We start from the raw sequence: 15,237 nt of genomic DNA on the forward strand, positions 1-15,237 counted from the left end.
GCCGGGCCCCTCACTCCATTTGCGCCAGCAGCGCAAGCTCCGCGTCGATGGCCGTGGCAATCTCGCGCTGCCGGGCCTTCGACATGCGTTCGGCCACGGAGCTCACGCTCATGGCGAGCACGGGCACGCCCTGCCTGCGCTTCATGGCGCAGCCCACGCCCAGCGCCTGCTTGGCCACGTAATTCTGCATCACGGCATAACCGCTCTCGACCGCGCAGGCCCGCAAGCGCAGCAGGACCTCGGGCGCCAGCCCGTCGAATGCGCGGATCCTGTCGGCATTGCGCATGACCAGCGACTCGGCCGCCGGCGCCGGCATCGCCGCCAGGATGGCCATCCCGGCCGAGCCCACCCCCAGCGGATAGCGGTTGCCCGGGTACGAGCCGACCACCTGGATCGGATAGGACCCGAACTCGCGGTGAATCGACACCGAGTCGCCGCCGTCGCGCCAGACCAGGTAGACGGTGTCGCCGAAGCGCTGCGCCAGGCGCCGCATCGCGGGTATCGATTGCAGGATCAGCGAGCGCGGCGCGCGCGCATCGAGGCCAGCGTCGAGAAAGCTGGCGTCGGCGCCGCGCTCGCGCGCCAGGAACCGGCGCCCGTCGTCCCGCCTGGCCACCCAGCCGAACTGTTCGAGCGCATCCAGCAGGCGATGCACGGTCGGCCGCTGCAGGCCGGTACGCTGGGCTATCTCGGTAACCGACACCGCTGGCGTAGCGGCGCCCTCCAGGAATTCCACGATAGCCAGCCCCCGCCGCAAGGCCTGCGGCCCCTTGCCCTGCTCCTCGTCCGATGTGTCGATGTCGCGCGCCTTCAAGGCCTTCACTTCACTTGCAACCCCAGCCGGTGGACCAGCCCGGTCCACAACGCCGCCTGCGCGTCCATGTACGCGCCGAAGGAAGCCGGGTCCGAGCCGATGAATTCGAAATAATTGTAGTCGTCGCCAAAGCTGTTGCCCTTGACGATCTCGCTGGCCGCCTGGCTGACCCTGGCCACGATCTCCGGCGGCGTGCCCTTGGGCGCCATCAGGCCGAACCATTCCTCGGCCACCAGGTCCACGCCCTGCTCGCGAAACGTCGGCACCTCGGGAAACGACGGACTGCGGCGCTCGCTCGATATGGCCACCGCGTTCAACCGCTTGGCCCGGTACTGCTCGAGCCCCTGCGCCGCCGTCCCCCACAGCAGATCCACGTTTCCGCCCATGACATCCGTCATGGCCGGCGAACCGCTGTTGTACGGAATGTGGCGGATCTCCGTCTTGACCTTCTCGTTGAACAACTCCCCGGTCAAGCCGGCCGTCGATGCCGCGCCCGGCGACGCGTAGGTGATGTCCGCGCCCGGCTTGCGGGCCTGCTCGACCAGTTCGCCCAGCGTGTGCGCCGGAAAGGCCGGGTTGGTATAGATCAGCAGCGGAATCTTGCCCAGCAGCGACACCGGCACCAGGTCGCGCTTTATGTCGTAGGGCAGGTTCGGGTACAGCGCCGGCTGGGTCGACACCGTGCTGACCGCCAGCAGCAGCGTGTAGCCGTCGGGCCGGGCGCGCACCACCTCCTGCATGCCCACGATCGTGCCGGCGCCGGGGCGGTTGACGACCACGAACGGCTGTCCCAGCTTCTCGGCCAGCTTGGCGCTGAACAGCCTGGCGATCTGGTCGGTGGACCCGCCCGGCGAGAAGGGAACCACGATCGTCACCGACTTGCGCGGCCAGGACGATGGCTGATCGGCGGCCGTCGCGGCCGGCGCGCCGGATCCGAACGCCACGCCGGCCACCACCAGCCGCCCCAGCCACTTCGCGAGATTGGTATTCATCTTTTGTCTCCTGGTCGTTTTTCTTGTCCAGCCGGCCGCGCGCCGCCGCTAGGCCCGCGCCTTGTTGAACTGGCCGCGCGCGCGCGCCGCCTCGGGCGAGGCGCCGCACACCATGGCCTGATCGACATCCATATACGTGCCGAGATGATTCAGCGCGTTCGCGTGGGCGTTGATGCTCTGCTTGCTCATTCTCACCACATGCGCCGGACACTGCGATACGCGGCCGGCGAGCTCGATGGCGCGCGCCTCGGCGCTGCCGCCCGGCACCACCCAATCGACCAGGCCCAGTTCCCTGGCCTGGGCGCTGGGCATCTTCTCGCCCAGCAGCACGATCTGCTTGGCCATGGAGGCGCCGACCATGTTCACCAGCCGCGGGATCGCGTTCCAGCTCAGGTTGATCCCGATCTGGGCCTCGGGCACGAACAGATACGCGTCGTCGGCCATCACGCGCCAGTCGCAGGCGAGCGTCAGCGCCACGCCGCCGCCCACATTCATGCCCTCGATGGCCGCGACGGTGATCTGCGGCAGTTCCTCCCAGGCCCGGCACATGCGCGTGCCGAGGGTAAGGATCTGGCGTTGCTCGCTCAGGCTCTTGCCGGCCAGGTCGAAACGCTCCGGGTCGGTCAGGTCCACCCCGGCGCTGAACGCCGCGCGGCTGCCGCCGAGCACCACGCACGTGATGTCGTGGCGATCCTTCAGCGCCTCGGCCGTCGCGGTGAGGTCCCGGATGATCTGCATCGACATCGCATTCTTCTTCTCTCCCCGGTCGTAGGTCACCACCGCCACCGAGTCCTCGTACCTGATACTGATATGGTTCATGCTCGCTCCTTGGAAACCTTGACCACGCCCTCGTCCACCAGCCTGGCGATCTGCCCCGGCGGCAAACCCAGCTCGCCCAGCAGCTCGTCCGTATGCTCTCCGATGCCGGGCGGACGGGCCCGTACCGAAGGCGGCGTGCGCTGCATCCGGATGGGCGAGCGCAGCCCCTGGTATTCCCCCACCCGCACCAGGCCGTCGCGCTGCCGCAGATGCTCGAGCTCGAGCGCCTCCTGCACCGAATGCACCGGCGCGCACGGCACCCCGTTGCTCAGCAAGCCCTGGAACAGCTCGGAACCATCCACGTCCTTCAGGCGCTGCGTCAGGATCTCGCGCAAGGCCGCGCGGTTGGCGACCCGCAGCCGGTTGGACGAAAAGCGGCCGTCATCGGCGAGCTGCGGGCAGCCGAGCGACTTGCACAGGTAGCGAAACTGGCCGTCGTTGCCCACGGCCAGATAGATATCCGCCGTGCGGGTCGGGAACAAGTCATAGGGATAGATGTTCGGATGCAGGTTGCCGCTGCGCTCGGCCTTCCCGCCGGCCAGCACATTGGCCGCGTGCGGGTGCAGGATGGCCAGCGCCGTGTCGAACAGGCTGACCTCCACCAACTGCCCCTTGCCGGATTTCGACCGCTCGAACAGCGCCATCGATATCGCGATCGCCGCATTCAAGCCCGTGCTGACGTCGATGATGGGCACGCCCAGCTTGGTCGGGTCCGCCTCGGCGGGCCCGTTGATCGTCATGAATCCGGTCAGCGCCTGGACCGCCGCGTCATAGCCCGGCATGCCGCCGAGCTGGCCATCGTCGCCGAAACCGGAAATGCGGCAATGGACCAGCCGCGGGTTGCGCGCGCTGAGCTGGCCGAAGTCCGTGATGCCCCACTTGCGCCACGTGCTGCGCTTGAAGTTCTCGATCAGCACGTCGGCGCCCAGCACCATATCCAGCAACAGGTCCCGGCCCTGCGGCCGGGACAGGTCGACGGCGATGCTGCGCTTGTTTCGATTCAGGCCCAGGAAATAGGCCGCGTCCTCGCCGACGAACGGCGGGCCGTATCCCCGCGTGTCGTCGCCGTTGAACGATTCGACCTTGATGACATTGGCGCCGTGGTCCCCCAGGATCTGGCCGGCCAAAGGGCCCGCCAGCACGCGCGATATGTCCAGTACGACCAGCCCATCCAACGCGGGGCTGCCAGGAATGGTTGATGTCACCCGTCTGTCTCCGATGCTTGGCAATGCACCCATCGGTGCGCAGCCATCGTAGGATCGGAGACTCGTGAAACAGAAGCAGGGTGTTCACAATGTGAACACCCTGGCACGGGCGCCGGCTTCTTGCGGCCTGCCGCCCGCTACGGCGCTTCCTGGGACAAGGCCTTTTCCTCGGCGGTCATGATTTCCAGCACCGCGGGCCGGCCGGTATCGGCGACGCGCGCCGCCTCGCGCAAGGCCTCGACCAATCGGGCCGGATCCTCGACCCGCTCGGTCCACGCGCCCAGGCCGCGCGCGATCATCTCGTAGTCGCCGGACAGAAAGCGCGTGCGATGCGTGGTGCTCGACAAAGGCATGTGCTTGTCGTAGCCGCCCATGCAGCCATTGTTCATCAGGACCGTCACGGTGCCGATCCGGTTGCGCACTGCCGTCTCCAGGTCCATCGCGCATTCGCCGAACGCCGCGTCGCCCAGCAAGTGCGCCACCAGCGCGTCGGGGCGCGCCATCTTGGCGCCCAGCGCCAGGGGCAGGCTGTAGCCCAGATGGGTCGACCGCCCCCAGCCCAGGTATTCGCCCGGCCGGCGGCAGCGGTAGAACGGACTGAGCTGGTCGCGCGGGCTGCCGGCATCGTGCGTGATGATCACGTCCCGATCCGCCCAGGCGATCTGCAGGTCATGCACCACCCGGTACGGATTGATGGGCCGCGACGCCGACGTCAGCTTGTCGTGCCACTGGCGCAGCCAGGCCTGCCGTATTGCCTCGAGTTCGCCGCCTGTGCGCGCGGTGCGGGCCGGATCCGGCTGCACGCCGAACTCGTTCTTGAGCATGTCTATCATCTGCCGCAGCACCAGCCTGGCATCGCCCAGCAAGGCATGGTCCAGCGGATAGTCCTTGTTCAGGTCCGAATCGTCCACCGCCAGCTGCATGGCGCGCCGCCCGGCGGGCAGGGGCGCGGCGAACACCGATTTGGTCAGGCTCGCGCCGACGCCGAACAGCAGGTCTGCCGTGCGCAGCCCATGCGCCACCGTCGCCGGCCATGCCATGCCGCCGCTGCCCAGCGCCAGCGGATGCCGCTCGGGGAAACCGCTCTTGCCGGACAACGTCGTCATCGTCGGAATCGACAGCAACTCGGCCAGCTCCACCAGCTCCGGCGTGGCGCCCGACTGCAATACCCCCGCCCCCGCGTGCAGCACCGGCCGCTCGGCCGCCAGCAGCAGCCTGCACGCCGCGCGCACCGTGTCCGGATCGCACAGCGTGCGGATGGCCTGGCTGGGCGCGTGGCGCGACGCCGAGCGGCCGACCGGCTGCTCCATCACGTCCATGGGCAGCTCCAGCGCCACGGGCCCGCGCCGGCCGTTGCGCAGCCCGGTGTAGGCGCGCCGCATCATCTCGCCCACGCGATCGGGCCGGTTGACGCGCGCCACCCATTTGGTGATGTTCCCATAGTGCTTGGCCGTCTCGAAATTCGGCCGCACGTCCGTACGCGACTCGTTCACGCCGCCCGGCAGCATCAGCACCGGCGACGAATCCGAATACGCCTGCGCCATCGCGCCGAACGCGTTCTCGCAGCCGGGCCCATACTGCACCGCACATACCCCTACCCGCTCGCCCAGGCTGGCGCGCGCATAGCCGTCGGCCATCCCCACCACGGCGCGTTCGGTCCGCGCCACCACGGGCCGGATGCCTGCCGCCGTCGCGGCGTCGATCAGGGAGTTGATCGGAAAGCAGAACAGCAGCTCGGTGTGTTCGGCCTTCAGTATCCGGGCCACCTCATCCACCGCCTTGCGATCGGGGTCGAGCGGATCGGGGTCGGCCAAGGGCGCCTCGGCGGGCAGGCAAGCATTCATGTTGTCTCCATCTCATGTTGGAATGCCCGGCAATGCTCCAGGAACCTGGATGCCAGGATGGAAAGCGGCTGGGAATTCGAATACAAGGCCCCAACCTCGACGATGACTTCCGGATGGAACGGCCGGAGCACGACCTGCGCATCGCGCACCGCCCCCAACGTAAAGGCATCGACGACAAAAGCCCCGGCCCCGGCCTCCACCAGCGCCATGGCCGCGAGCATCGTGCCCGCCTCGATACGCGTGCGGGGCCTCGCCCCATGCGCTTCGAGAATGCGGGTAATGCGATCGTTGAAACGCATGCGCGGCACGCTGAGGAAATCCACGCCGTGCAAATCCATGGGCCGTATCGCTTCCAGCTCGGCCAGGGGATGCCCGGTCGGCAGCAGGCACACCACCGGCGTGCGCGCGATCGGCAGCGACTCGATATTGGGATGGTCCACCGGCAGCGTCGCGAAACCGATCTCGGCGCTGCCTCGCGACACCGCGTACACCACGTCGTAGTGGCGCTGCACGTCGAACATCACCGAAATCCCGGGATGCTTGCGCATGAACTCCGTCACCAGCCTGGGCAGCGCTCCCTGCTGCAGCGAACTCATCACGCATACCTTCAGCATGCCGCTGCCGATCTGCGCGATCCGCTGCGCCGCGAACTGGATCTCCTTCAGCCCGATGTACGAACGCATGGCCTCCGCGTGCAGCGCCTTGGCCTCGGCCGTCGGGGCCATCAGGCCCTGGCGGCGATCGAACAGCGTAAAGCCCACCTCGCGCTCGAGCCGGGAGATCAGCCGGCTTACCGCCGACTGCGTCACATACATGGTTTCCGCCGCCCGGGTCACTGTGCCCAGGTCGACCACCGCCAGAAACGCCTCGATTTGCCTCAGATTCATATCGTCTTCCTCCCTGGATGGAGAAAGCTCTACCAGAGGCTCATTCCTTGTACAAGTCGAAGCGTATGGCGGGATGGCGCTGCACCGCGTCAAGCAGGCCCACCTCCCAATCCAGGTAGGCCTGCATCGACGACTCGCGATCCCTGGCCTCGAAGGGCTTGACGAAGGCATCGTCGGGCTCGTGCAAGGGCCGCCCGTCGCCCTCCTCGACCGGCCGGCCCTCTGCGCGCCAGCGCGCCATGCCGCCCTCCAGCACATATACCGGCCTGGCGGCCGAGGCCGCCACATCGGCGCAGGCAAGTTGCGCGAGCAAGGCGTCCGGCGACACCAGCAGCAACGGCCGGTCGGCCGGCAACCCGTCCAGCGCCTCGGCCAGGCGCGCCCGCGTCACCCAATACGCCTGCGGCAGGTGGCCGGCCTGGTAATCGCGATAAGCGCCGACGTCCACCACCGTGTATTGCGCCAGGCTCCCGGCCGCCTCGGCCGGCGCCAGCCGGCGCGCCCGCGCGCCATCGAGCCCGGCCACCCGCACCGCCTGCGGGCCCGCGGCCAGTTGCGCCGCAGACACCGCATCGGCCCGCAACGTCACCACATCCTCATGCCCCATCTGGCGCAACCACGATCCGGTCATGACATCGCGCACCCCATGATGGTCATACAGGACGATGCGCGCATTGCGCACCGCCACATAAGAATCGGTCGCCTGCACCAGCTGGCCGCCCGGGGCATGCACGGCGCCGGGCACGTGCCCGCGCTCGTACTCCTGCTGCGTGCGCACATCGAACAGGTAAACCGTTCGCTCGCCGCCGGCGCGCAGGCGCTGCAATTCGGCCGCGCCGATCTCGCCGATCCCGAAACGGCGCCGCACCGCCGCCGCGCGCTGCTGCGCCAACGCCAGCGTCGCCGCGCCCGGCTCCGGGGCCTGGCGCGCGGACTGCGTTTCGACCTTGTGGCCGGCCAGCGCCCAGCCCATCGTGCCGTTGCGCAACGCGAACACCGGATTCGGCACCCCGGCATTGATCAGCGACTGCGCCCCGATGATGCTGCGCGTACGGCCCGCGCAGTTGACCACCAGGGTGGTGTGCGGATCCGGCGCGAGTTCCGCGTAGCGCAATACCAGTTCCGCGCCCGGCGCGCTTACCGAACCCGGAATCGTCGCCCGGCGGTGCTCGGCCGGCGTACGGCTGTCCATGATCACCAGCGGACGGCCCGACGCCACCATCTCCCGCAACTCGTCGGCCGAAATCGACGGCGTCGCGCAACCATGCTCCACATACTCGCCAAACGCCTTGCTGGCCGTGTTGAACCCCGTGAACAACGGCAGCCCCAGGCCGGCCCAGGCGGGCGAGCCGCCTTCCAGCCGCACGGCGCCCGCGTACCCCAGTTCCTGCAGCCGGCGCCGCGCGCGCTCGTCCAGCGCGTCGCCCGCGCCCGCCACCACGATCGGCACGTCGCGGCGCGGAAACAGGCGCTCCACCCGCAGCTCCAACTGCGACAGCGGCAGGTTGACCGCATGGAACAAGTGCGGCGACACCGAATGCGCCCCCTCTTCGCGCGGATCCACCACCGCGCACTCCGCCCCGCTTTCCAGGCGCTGCCTCAACCATTGCGCGCTCACGACCTCGGACATCTCCACCCCCATGCATGCATGCCGCCCGCCCATCCGGCCCGGCCAGCGTTCAATCGATCGAAGCGCCCGCCTGCTTCACCAGATCGGCCCAGAACGCCACCTGCTCGCGCACGAACGGATCGAACTTGCCCTCCGACTGCGGATTCGCGGGCTGATACCCCGCCTGTTCCAGCTTTTCGCGCACGTCCTGCTTGCCCAGCACCTGGACCGACGCCTGTTCCAGGGCCAGCCTCGCCTGGTCGGGCGTACCCGACGGCACCACCAGCCCGAACCACACCTCGGTACGCTCGAAGCCCGGCAAGCCCTGCTCCGCCAGCGACACCGCCTGCGGCAGGCTGGACGGCGGCTTGAGCGAGGTACAGCCCAGCACCCGCAGCCGGCCGGCGCGGATCTGCGCCAGCGCCGACGGCAGGGACGCCAGCGAGAAATCCACCTCGCCCGACGCCACCGCCATCACCGATTCGGCCGGACCGCGATACGGCACATGCTCGGTCGGCAGCTTCGTCGTACTGCTGAACAACACCCCCGCCAGATGCTGCGTCGTCCCATTGCCGGGAGAACTGAACATCAGCGGCTTGCCGTCGCGCGGCTTGAGGTCCGCCAGGGTCTTCGCCGGGCCGCCGGCCGGCACCACCAGCACGTTGGCCGTCGAGGCGAACTTCACCACCGACTCGAAGTCCCGCAAGGGGTCATAAGGCAGGTTCTTGTACAGCGCGCGATTGATCGCCATCGTCGCCGTCGAGCCCAGGCCCAGCGTGTAGCCGTCCGCCTTCGATTGCGCGACGGCCGCCATCCCGATGCTGCCGCCCGCCCCGGGCTTGTTGTCCACGATGATGCTCTGCCCGAGCTGGGTGCCCAGCTCCGGCGCCAGGATCCGCACCAGGATGTCATTGGCCGACCCTGGCGTGTAGGCCACCACGTACGTCAACGCCTTGGAGGGGAAACGCCCCTGGGCCCGCAAGATCGCCGGAAGACCGCCACAGCCCAGCGCGATCACGGACTTGCCGCAAAGACTCAACATTTCACGTCGCTTCATCGCCATCTCCCCTGCCAGATTATTGTCAGGACCACGACCCGCTACGCTCCCGCCCCATGGACGGCGCCTTCCCTTCAGGATGGCTTCACATTGGGATTGGGCGGGAACATCTCACGCTTGCCCGTGCCGGGATCGAATTGCTCGCGGTCCACCTGGTCTTCCAGCGGACGCTCGTAGAAGCGCAGTTGCCAGACCGGCTCGTCGCCCACGCCCTGCACGTGGATACTGTGGATGTCGTCGCCCATCAATGCCACGCCCACGCCCTGGCCGACCATGATCGCGTCGCGCTGGCGAAAGCTGCCGCTCTCGTCCACCTCGTAAAGCCGGTTTTCCTCGGCGCCGACCAAACCGACCAGCACCGCCCAGTTCTTGTGATTGTGCGGCGGGCTCGACTTGCCGGGCAGCGCCAGCGACAGATACATCGCCCGCCCCGTGCCGTCCTCTTCGTTCAAGCGATAGGCAACGAAGTCCTTGAAGGTCCCCCGCTTGGCCGGCTTGAATTCCGTGGTAAGGAAAACATCCCGTTCACGGGCCAGCGCCAGCAATTCATTCTTGATCGCCTCCAGCGCCTCGCGGGTCGGGCCGTGCTGCTTTTCGATGGCGCGCACCCGCGTCATCGTTGCCTCGACCAGTTCGCGACGGCGCGCCACCAATTCAGGAGTGGGCTCACGCATAAATGCCTCCAGTACACGCAGTGAAAAAACAAAACATCACGAAAACAGCGTGCGGCTAGGTTGGGGCACGGCAATTATTCTGTCAATTTCCGATTTGCCTGCCGGATATTCCATAAAGTCATAATGCAATCAATGCATCATGGCCATGCCTGGAGGCGCGCGGCGGCGGGTGCAACGCCATGGAAACCGGCCGTGCGCGCGCTGGAGATCACGCGCCGGCGCGGCCTTGCCGGCAAGCCGGGATGCATGGGGCGCAACGCCGCCTGCCGGCGCAACCTGTGCCTGGAGGAATAAGAAACTGCTTCTTTTTATTATTTATTATTGAATTTTCTTATTCAGGAATCGCACCGCAAATATTAATAATGAATATTTAAATTCAATATTGGAACCATAATCCGCGGCACCCGGCCCATGTTGCATCCGGCGCCGCGGATTGCGGGCGGGCCATGGCCCGCCCGGATCAGCGCACCTTGGCTCCGGACACCTGCACCGCCAGCGCCCAGTTCTTCACTTCCTGCTGCAGCTTGGCCTGCGCCTTGTCCAGGGTCCCGCCGGTCTTGATCATCCCCTGGGCCTCGTAGGCGCCCGCGACAACCGGGTCGGCCAGTGCGGCATTGATCGCCGAATTCAGCTTCTCGAGCACGTCCCTGGGCGCGCCGGAACGCGCGGCGACCACGAACCATGAAGTCACGCTCAGGTTCGGATACCCGCTTTCCTGCAGCGTCGGCACCGTGGGCAGCAGGGGCGAGCGCTGCGTGGAGGTTTGCGCAAGCAGCTTCAGCCTGCCCTCCTTGGCCAGCGGCAACATCAAGAGCGGCGTATCGAACATGAATGTGGTGCGATTGGCGACCAGGTCCATCACCGCCGGCATGCTGCCCTGATACGGAATGTGCGTCGCCTCCCCGTTCACCTCGTGCAGCAGCAGTTCGCTGACCAGGTGCGGCGAACTGCCCGGCCCCGCGGAGCCATATGAATTGTCCTTGCCGGTTTTCAGCCTGTCCACCAGCTCGCCCAGGGTATTGATGGACGTGCCGGAACCGGCCGCCACGACCAGGGGCGTCTCGGCGATATCGGACACCACCGTGAAATCCTTCAACGTGTCATAGGGCAGCTTTTCGAACAACGAGGGATTGATCGCGAACGGCGTGGCGGTGAACAGCAGCGTGTACCCGTCGGCGGCGCTATTGGCCACGAACTGCGTGCCGACCACCGTTCCCGCCCCGCCCTTGTTCAGCACGATCATGTTCACGCCCAGCCGCGCGCCCATGCTTTTCGCCAGCACCCGGGCCAGGCTGTCGGCCGTGCCGCCCGGCGGATAGGGAACGACGAGCGTGATCGGCTGCGCCGGAAACCCGGCGGCCGCGCCCGCCGCGCTGAATCCCATCAGGCAGCCCAACATCACCAGACAGGCCGACAAGCGGCCCAACGAAGAACGCATCATGATTTGTCTCCTGAACACATCCTGTTCGAGAAGGGCAGGCCCGTCTGCGCGCGCCCTGCCCCGAACCGCCGCTGCCTAGCAGCCCTTGAATACCGGATCGCGCTTGTCGCGCAGCGCCTGCAGGCCCTCCTCGGCATCCTGGCTCCTGGCGATCGCCTCGAGCATGCCCTTTTGCGGATAGAACGTTTCCATGGGGTTGGCGGGCAAGGTCTTGAGCGCCAGATGCTTCATGGCCTGGACAACCAGTGGCGCGCTGGCGGCGATCTTGCGGGCCATCTCCAGCGCCGCCTCGACCTGCTCGCCTGTCTTGCATACCTTGTTCACGAAACCCAGTTCGTAGGCGCGCTGCGCGGACATGGGATCGCCGGTCGTGATCCACTCCAACCCGGCTGCATAAGGCAGCTTTCTGGGAAAGCCCCCCATGATGCCCTGGAAGATGCCGATCTTCGCCTCCGGATAGATGAATTGCGCCGACTCGCTGGCGACGATCATGTCCGCGTAGAGCGCCAGGGTGCAGCCGCCCCCCACGGCGCGGCCGCTCACGGCGGCAATGACCGGCTTGTCGGTGGGCACGGCGAAGTTGGGCAGCGCGCGCCATACCTCGCCGGGCAACTCCTTGAGGTCCGCCCCGGTACAGAACGCATCGTTGCCCGCGCCCGTGATCACCGCGACCAGGTCATCCCCGCCGCTGAATCGTTCCCAGGCCTGGGCCAGTTCCCTGACCACCGCCGGGTTCATCGAATTCCCCCGCTGCGGACGGTTGATCGTGACCAGCGCAACCCGGTCGAGCGACTGGTAAGTGACTTCCATGTGTTTCCCCCTGTCGAACTTGAATAAGGTCTTGGGCGCGCTCCGTCTCAGCCCGACAGCGCGCGCCCGTCCACCGCGACGCATCCCGCCCCGTCGGCGAGCACCAGCACGGGATTGATGTCCAGCTCCTGCAGGCTGTCGCGCAGGTCGTGGCCGAGCCAGCTCAGGCGCACCATCGTGTCCACCACCGCCGCCACGTCCAGCGGCGGGCCCCCGCGCACGCCGCCGAACAGCGGCGCCAGCTTGAGCCGCTCCAGCAATCGTCCAGCGCTCTCCCGAGAGACCGGACACGGCGCGAACAGCACGTCGCGCAGGATCTCGGCCAGCGTGCCGCCGGCGCCCACCGCCAGGGTCACGCCGAACTGCGCGTCCTGCTTCAGTCCAAGCAGCAACTCCAGTTCGCCGCGCACGAACTCCTGCACCAGGAAGCCATCGACCCGCGCATCGGGCCGCTTCTGCCGCACCTGCGCCGCCATCTCCACTGCCGCCGCCCGCACCGCGGGACCGTCGGCCAGACCCAGCCTGACGCCGCCCACCTCGGTCTTGTGGCTGATGTCCTCGCTGATCACCTTGACGACATACGGCGCGCGCAGCGCCTGGGCCGCGGCCGCGGCCTCATCGGGCGTCGCGGCGACCCTCCCCTCGTTGACGCGAATGCCGTAGCGCCCCAGCAGCCGCTTGACCCCGGCCTCGTCCAGACGGCCGGCGCCGACCGGCTCCGGAACGGGCAGCCCCTGCGGCCGGACCGCACTGCTGGCCGCGGGCCGCCGCGCCCACGCATGCCAGGCGCCGATGGCGCGCATGGCCGCGTCCAGCGAATCGGTGCAAAGCACGCCCGCCGCGGCAAGCTGCTCGCGCGCTCCCTCGGCATAGCCGCCGGGCATGGCGACCGCCAGGAGCGGCTGGTCCACCGCCCGGGCCGCATCGCCTATCATTTTTCCGACCTCGGTCAGCACCGGCGCGTTGGTCACGACGGACAGCACGAGATCCGCCTGCTCGTCCTGCAGCGCGGCCCGGTGGATCGTCTCGACGTAGCCCATCGCAGCGCCGTCGTTGGCCGCGCCGATGTCCACCGGATTGCGCACCGGGCCATCGAAAAGCGGCGCCAGCGCCGCCGTGGCGCGATCCGAGAAGCGGGCCAGGGGAACGCCGATATCGCTGAGCCGGTCCGCGGCGATCGTGCAGCCGCCGCCAGACGGCGACAGGACCGCCACCGACCGGACCCGCATGTCCGGATATTTGTTCCAGCCGGACGCCGCGACCAGCATGCCCTCGACGTCGTCGACCTGCAGAATGCCGAACTGGCGGCACACGCCATCGAGGATCGCCTGGTTCGACGCAAGGCTCGCCGTATGCGAGAACGCCGAAGCGGCCCCGGCCTCGGTCCTGCCCGACTTCATCAGCAGCCAGGGCTTGCTGGCCGCCTGGGCGCGCCCGGCCGCGCGCAGGAACAGATCCGGACGCTTGATGCCTTCGACATAGGTGCAGATCACGTGCGTGCCCGGATCGTCGATCATGAAGTCGACGAAATCGCAGAAATCCACATCCGCCTGGTTGCCCACGGAAATGCAATGGGAGAAGCCGACGTTCTGGCTGATGCCACGGTCTATCATCGTCCCCATGACCGCCCCGCTCTGGCTGATGAGACCGATGTGCCCCGGCAGCGGGGCGCGGTCCACCAGGGACACCGTGGTCGCCAACGAAAACCCATGCGCCGGGCTGACCACGCCCACGCAATTCGGCCCGATGATGCGCACCGCCTTCTCGCGCGCGACGGCAAGCAGCTGCTGCTCCAGCCTGGCCCCCTCATCGCCCGATTCCGAGAACCCGGAAGCGACCACGATCACCCCCTTGGCGCCGATATCGCCGCAGTCGGACACGGCCTGCACGACCAGATCCCGGGGAATCGCCAGGATCACCAGGTCCGGCGCCTGCGGCAAGTCCATGATGCAACGGTAGGCCTGGTGCCCCAGTATCTCCGCGCGCACCGGATTGACCGGAAGAATCCGCCCCCGGAACCCCTGGTTGTTCAACAAATGCAGGATGCGGCCGCCGAACTTCCGGCGGTCCTCGGACGCCCCGACCACCGCCACGCAAGCCGGATTCATCAACTCGACGACCGATGCGGACCGACCCGCCTGCTCTTCAATCAACGTCATGACTGCACTGCCCCCCATCATTGCTTTGCCAGATTCTGCTCGCGCGCCAGCGCCTGGAAACGCGCCGCCTCGGCCTGCATCGCGGCATCGATCTGCCGCGGCGCCGCCGGCTCGGCCGCCGCCGCGCCGGCCTTGCCCAGGCTGGCCCGCACCTGCGGATCCGCCAGCGCCGCAACCACCTCGCGATTGATGCGCGCCACGATCGCGTCGGACGTGCGCGCCGGCACGTGGATCGCGAACCACGGCACCACCGGCTCGACGTTGAACCCGGCCTCGGCCACCGTCGGAATATCCGCGGCGCCCGGAAAGCGGCGCGTGTCCATCACGGCCAGGCCCTTGAGCTTGCCCGCGCCGATCTGCGCCGCCGCCAGGCTCGCGCTCACCATCATGAACTGCACCCGCCCGCCGATCAGATCCAGCAGGGCCGGCGGCGCGCCCCGGTACGCCACCTGCGTGGCGCTGAAGCCCGCATCGCGCATGAACGCCTCGGTACCGAGGTGCGCCGAACTGCCCGCGCCCGGCGTCGCATAGGAAATGCCGCCCGGCGCCTGCCTGGCATAGGCGACCAGCTCACGCAGATTCGACACCGGCAGCTGCGGCGGCACCACCAGAATGTTCGGCGCCGTCGCCAGCATCGCCGCCGCGCGGAAATCCTTGAGCGGATCGAAAGGCAAGGCCTGGAAAAGCGCCGGCGCCGCCGTGAACACCGGCCCCGACGAGGCCAGCCAGGTATATCCATCCGGCGCGCTCTTGGCCACGAAATCCGTGCCGATGGCCCCCGCCGCGCCCGCCTTCACCTCGACGATGATAGGCTGCCCGAGCGCGGCCGCAACCTTCTCGCACACGATGCGGATCACCGTATCGTTGATCCCCCCGGCGGGAAACGGCGTCACCACCCGGATCGGCCGCGCCGGCCAATCCTCCCG

13 protein-coding genes are annotated in these 15,237 nt (G+C 67.9%); all 13 read right to left on the reverse strand.

Going from position 1 to position 15,237, the window contains the following annotated elements; all coding sequences use genetic code 11:
* Positions 1-10 precede the first annotated feature (10 nt).
* The 13 genes from EL288_RS21505 to EL288_RS21565 all read right to left on the reverse strand — a co-directional run bounded on the left by EL288_RS21505 (position 11) and on the right by EL288_RS21565 (position 15,204).
* A complete protein-coding gene (locus tag EL288_RS21505; protein WP_003807881.1) occupies positions 11-823 on the reverse strand; it encodes an IclR family transcriptional regulator in 813 nt (270 codons plus the stop codon).
* A complete protein-coding gene (locus tag EL288_RS21510; protein WP_010925872.1) occupies positions 820-1,806 on the reverse strand; it encodes a tripartite tricarboxylate transporter substrate binding protein in 987 nt (328 codons plus the stop codon). Before EL288_RS21510 ends, EL288_RS21505 begins: the two co-directional genes overlap by 4 nt.
* Positions 1,807-1,854: 48 nt before the next feature.
* Positions 1,855-2,625 (reverse strand): enoyl-CoA hydratase/isomerase family protein, encoded by a 771-nt coding sequence (locus tag EL288_RS21515; protein WP_003807877.1) that lies wholly within the window; start codon positions 2,623-2,625, stop codon positions 1,855-1,857.
* Positions 2,622-3,800, reverse strand: coding sequence for a CaiB/BaiF CoA transferase family protein (locus EL288_RS21520; RefSeq protein ID WP_033446661.1), 1,179 nt, complete (start codon positions 3,798-3,800; stop codon positions 2,622-2,624). Before EL288_RS21520 ends, EL288_RS21515 begins: the two co-directional genes overlap by 4 nt.
* 167 nt (positions 3,801-3,967) lie before the next feature.
* Positions 3,968-5,674, reverse strand: coding sequence for a thiamine pyrophosphate-requiring protein (locus EL288_RS21525; protein WP_003807873.1), 1,707 nt, complete (start codon positions 5,672-5,674; stop codon positions 3,968-3,970).
* Positions 5,671-6,561 carry a LysR family transcriptional regulator gene (locus EL288_RS21530; protein WP_003807871.1) on the reverse strand — a complete coding sequence of 297 codons (891 nt, stop codon included), beginning with the start codon at positions 6,559-6,561 and terminating at the stop codon, positions 5,671-5,673. The genes EL288_RS21525 and EL288_RS21530 overlap by 4 nt, the downstream gene beginning before the upstream one ends.
* 40 nt (positions 6,562-6,601) lie before the next feature.
* Entirely contained in the window at positions 6,602-8,191 is a 1,590-nt protein-coding gene (locus tag EL288_RS21535) for a rhodanese homology domain-containing protein (protein WP_003807869.1), read from the reverse strand.
* A 49-nt stretch (positions 8,192-8,240) separates the two neighbouring features.
* The gene (locus EL288_RS21540) at positions 8,241-9,233 is read right to left on the reverse strand and encodes a Bug family tripartite tricarboxylate transporter substrate binding protein (RefSeq protein WP_010925871.1); all 993 of its coding nucleotides are present in this window, start codon (positions 9,231-9,233) and stop codon (positions 8,241-8,243) included.
* 68 nt (positions 9,234-9,301) lie between these two features.
* Positions 9,302-9,901 carry a cupin domain-containing protein gene (locus tag EL288_RS21545; protein ID WP_003807865.1) on the reverse strand — a complete coding sequence of 200 codons (600 nt, stop codon included), beginning with the start codon at positions 9,899-9,901 and terminating at the stop codon, positions 9,302-9,304.
* A gap of 460 nt (positions 9,902-10,361) precedes the next feature.
* Positions 10,362-11,339 (reverse strand): tripartite tricarboxylate transporter substrate binding protein, encoded by a 978-nt coding sequence (locus tag EL288_RS21550; RefSeq protein WP_010925870.1) that lies wholly within the window; start codon positions 11,337-11,339, stop codon positions 10,362-10,364.
* A gap of 78 nt (positions 11,340-11,417) precedes the next feature.
* A complete protein-coding gene (locus EL288_RS21555) occupies positions 11,418-12,152 on the reverse strand; it encodes an enoyl-CoA hydratase/isomerase family protein (protein ID WP_003807859.1) in 735 nt (244 codons plus the stop codon).
* Between the two features lie 47 nt (positions 12,153-12,199).
* On the reverse strand, positions 12,200-14,311 hold the full coding sequence (locus EL288_RS21560; RefSeq protein ID WP_225665581.1) for an acetate--CoA ligase family protein: 2,112 nt from the start codon (positions 14,309-14,311) through the stop codon (positions 12,200-12,202).
* A 17-nt stretch (positions 14,312-14,328) separates the two neighbouring features.
* Positions 14,329-15,204, reverse strand: coding sequence for a tripartite tricarboxylate transporter substrate binding protein (locus EL288_RS21565; protein ID WP_230590294.1), 876 nt, complete (start codon positions 15,202-15,204; stop codon positions 14,329-14,331).
* Positions 15,205-15,237 lie beyond the last annotated feature (33 nt).

The organism is Bordetella bronchiseptica (assembly GCF_900636925.1).
In the GTDB taxonomy this organism is placed as follows: domain Bacteria; phylum Pseudomonadota; class Gammaproteobacteria; order Burkholderiales; family Burkholderiaceae_B; genus Bordetella; species Bordetella pertussis.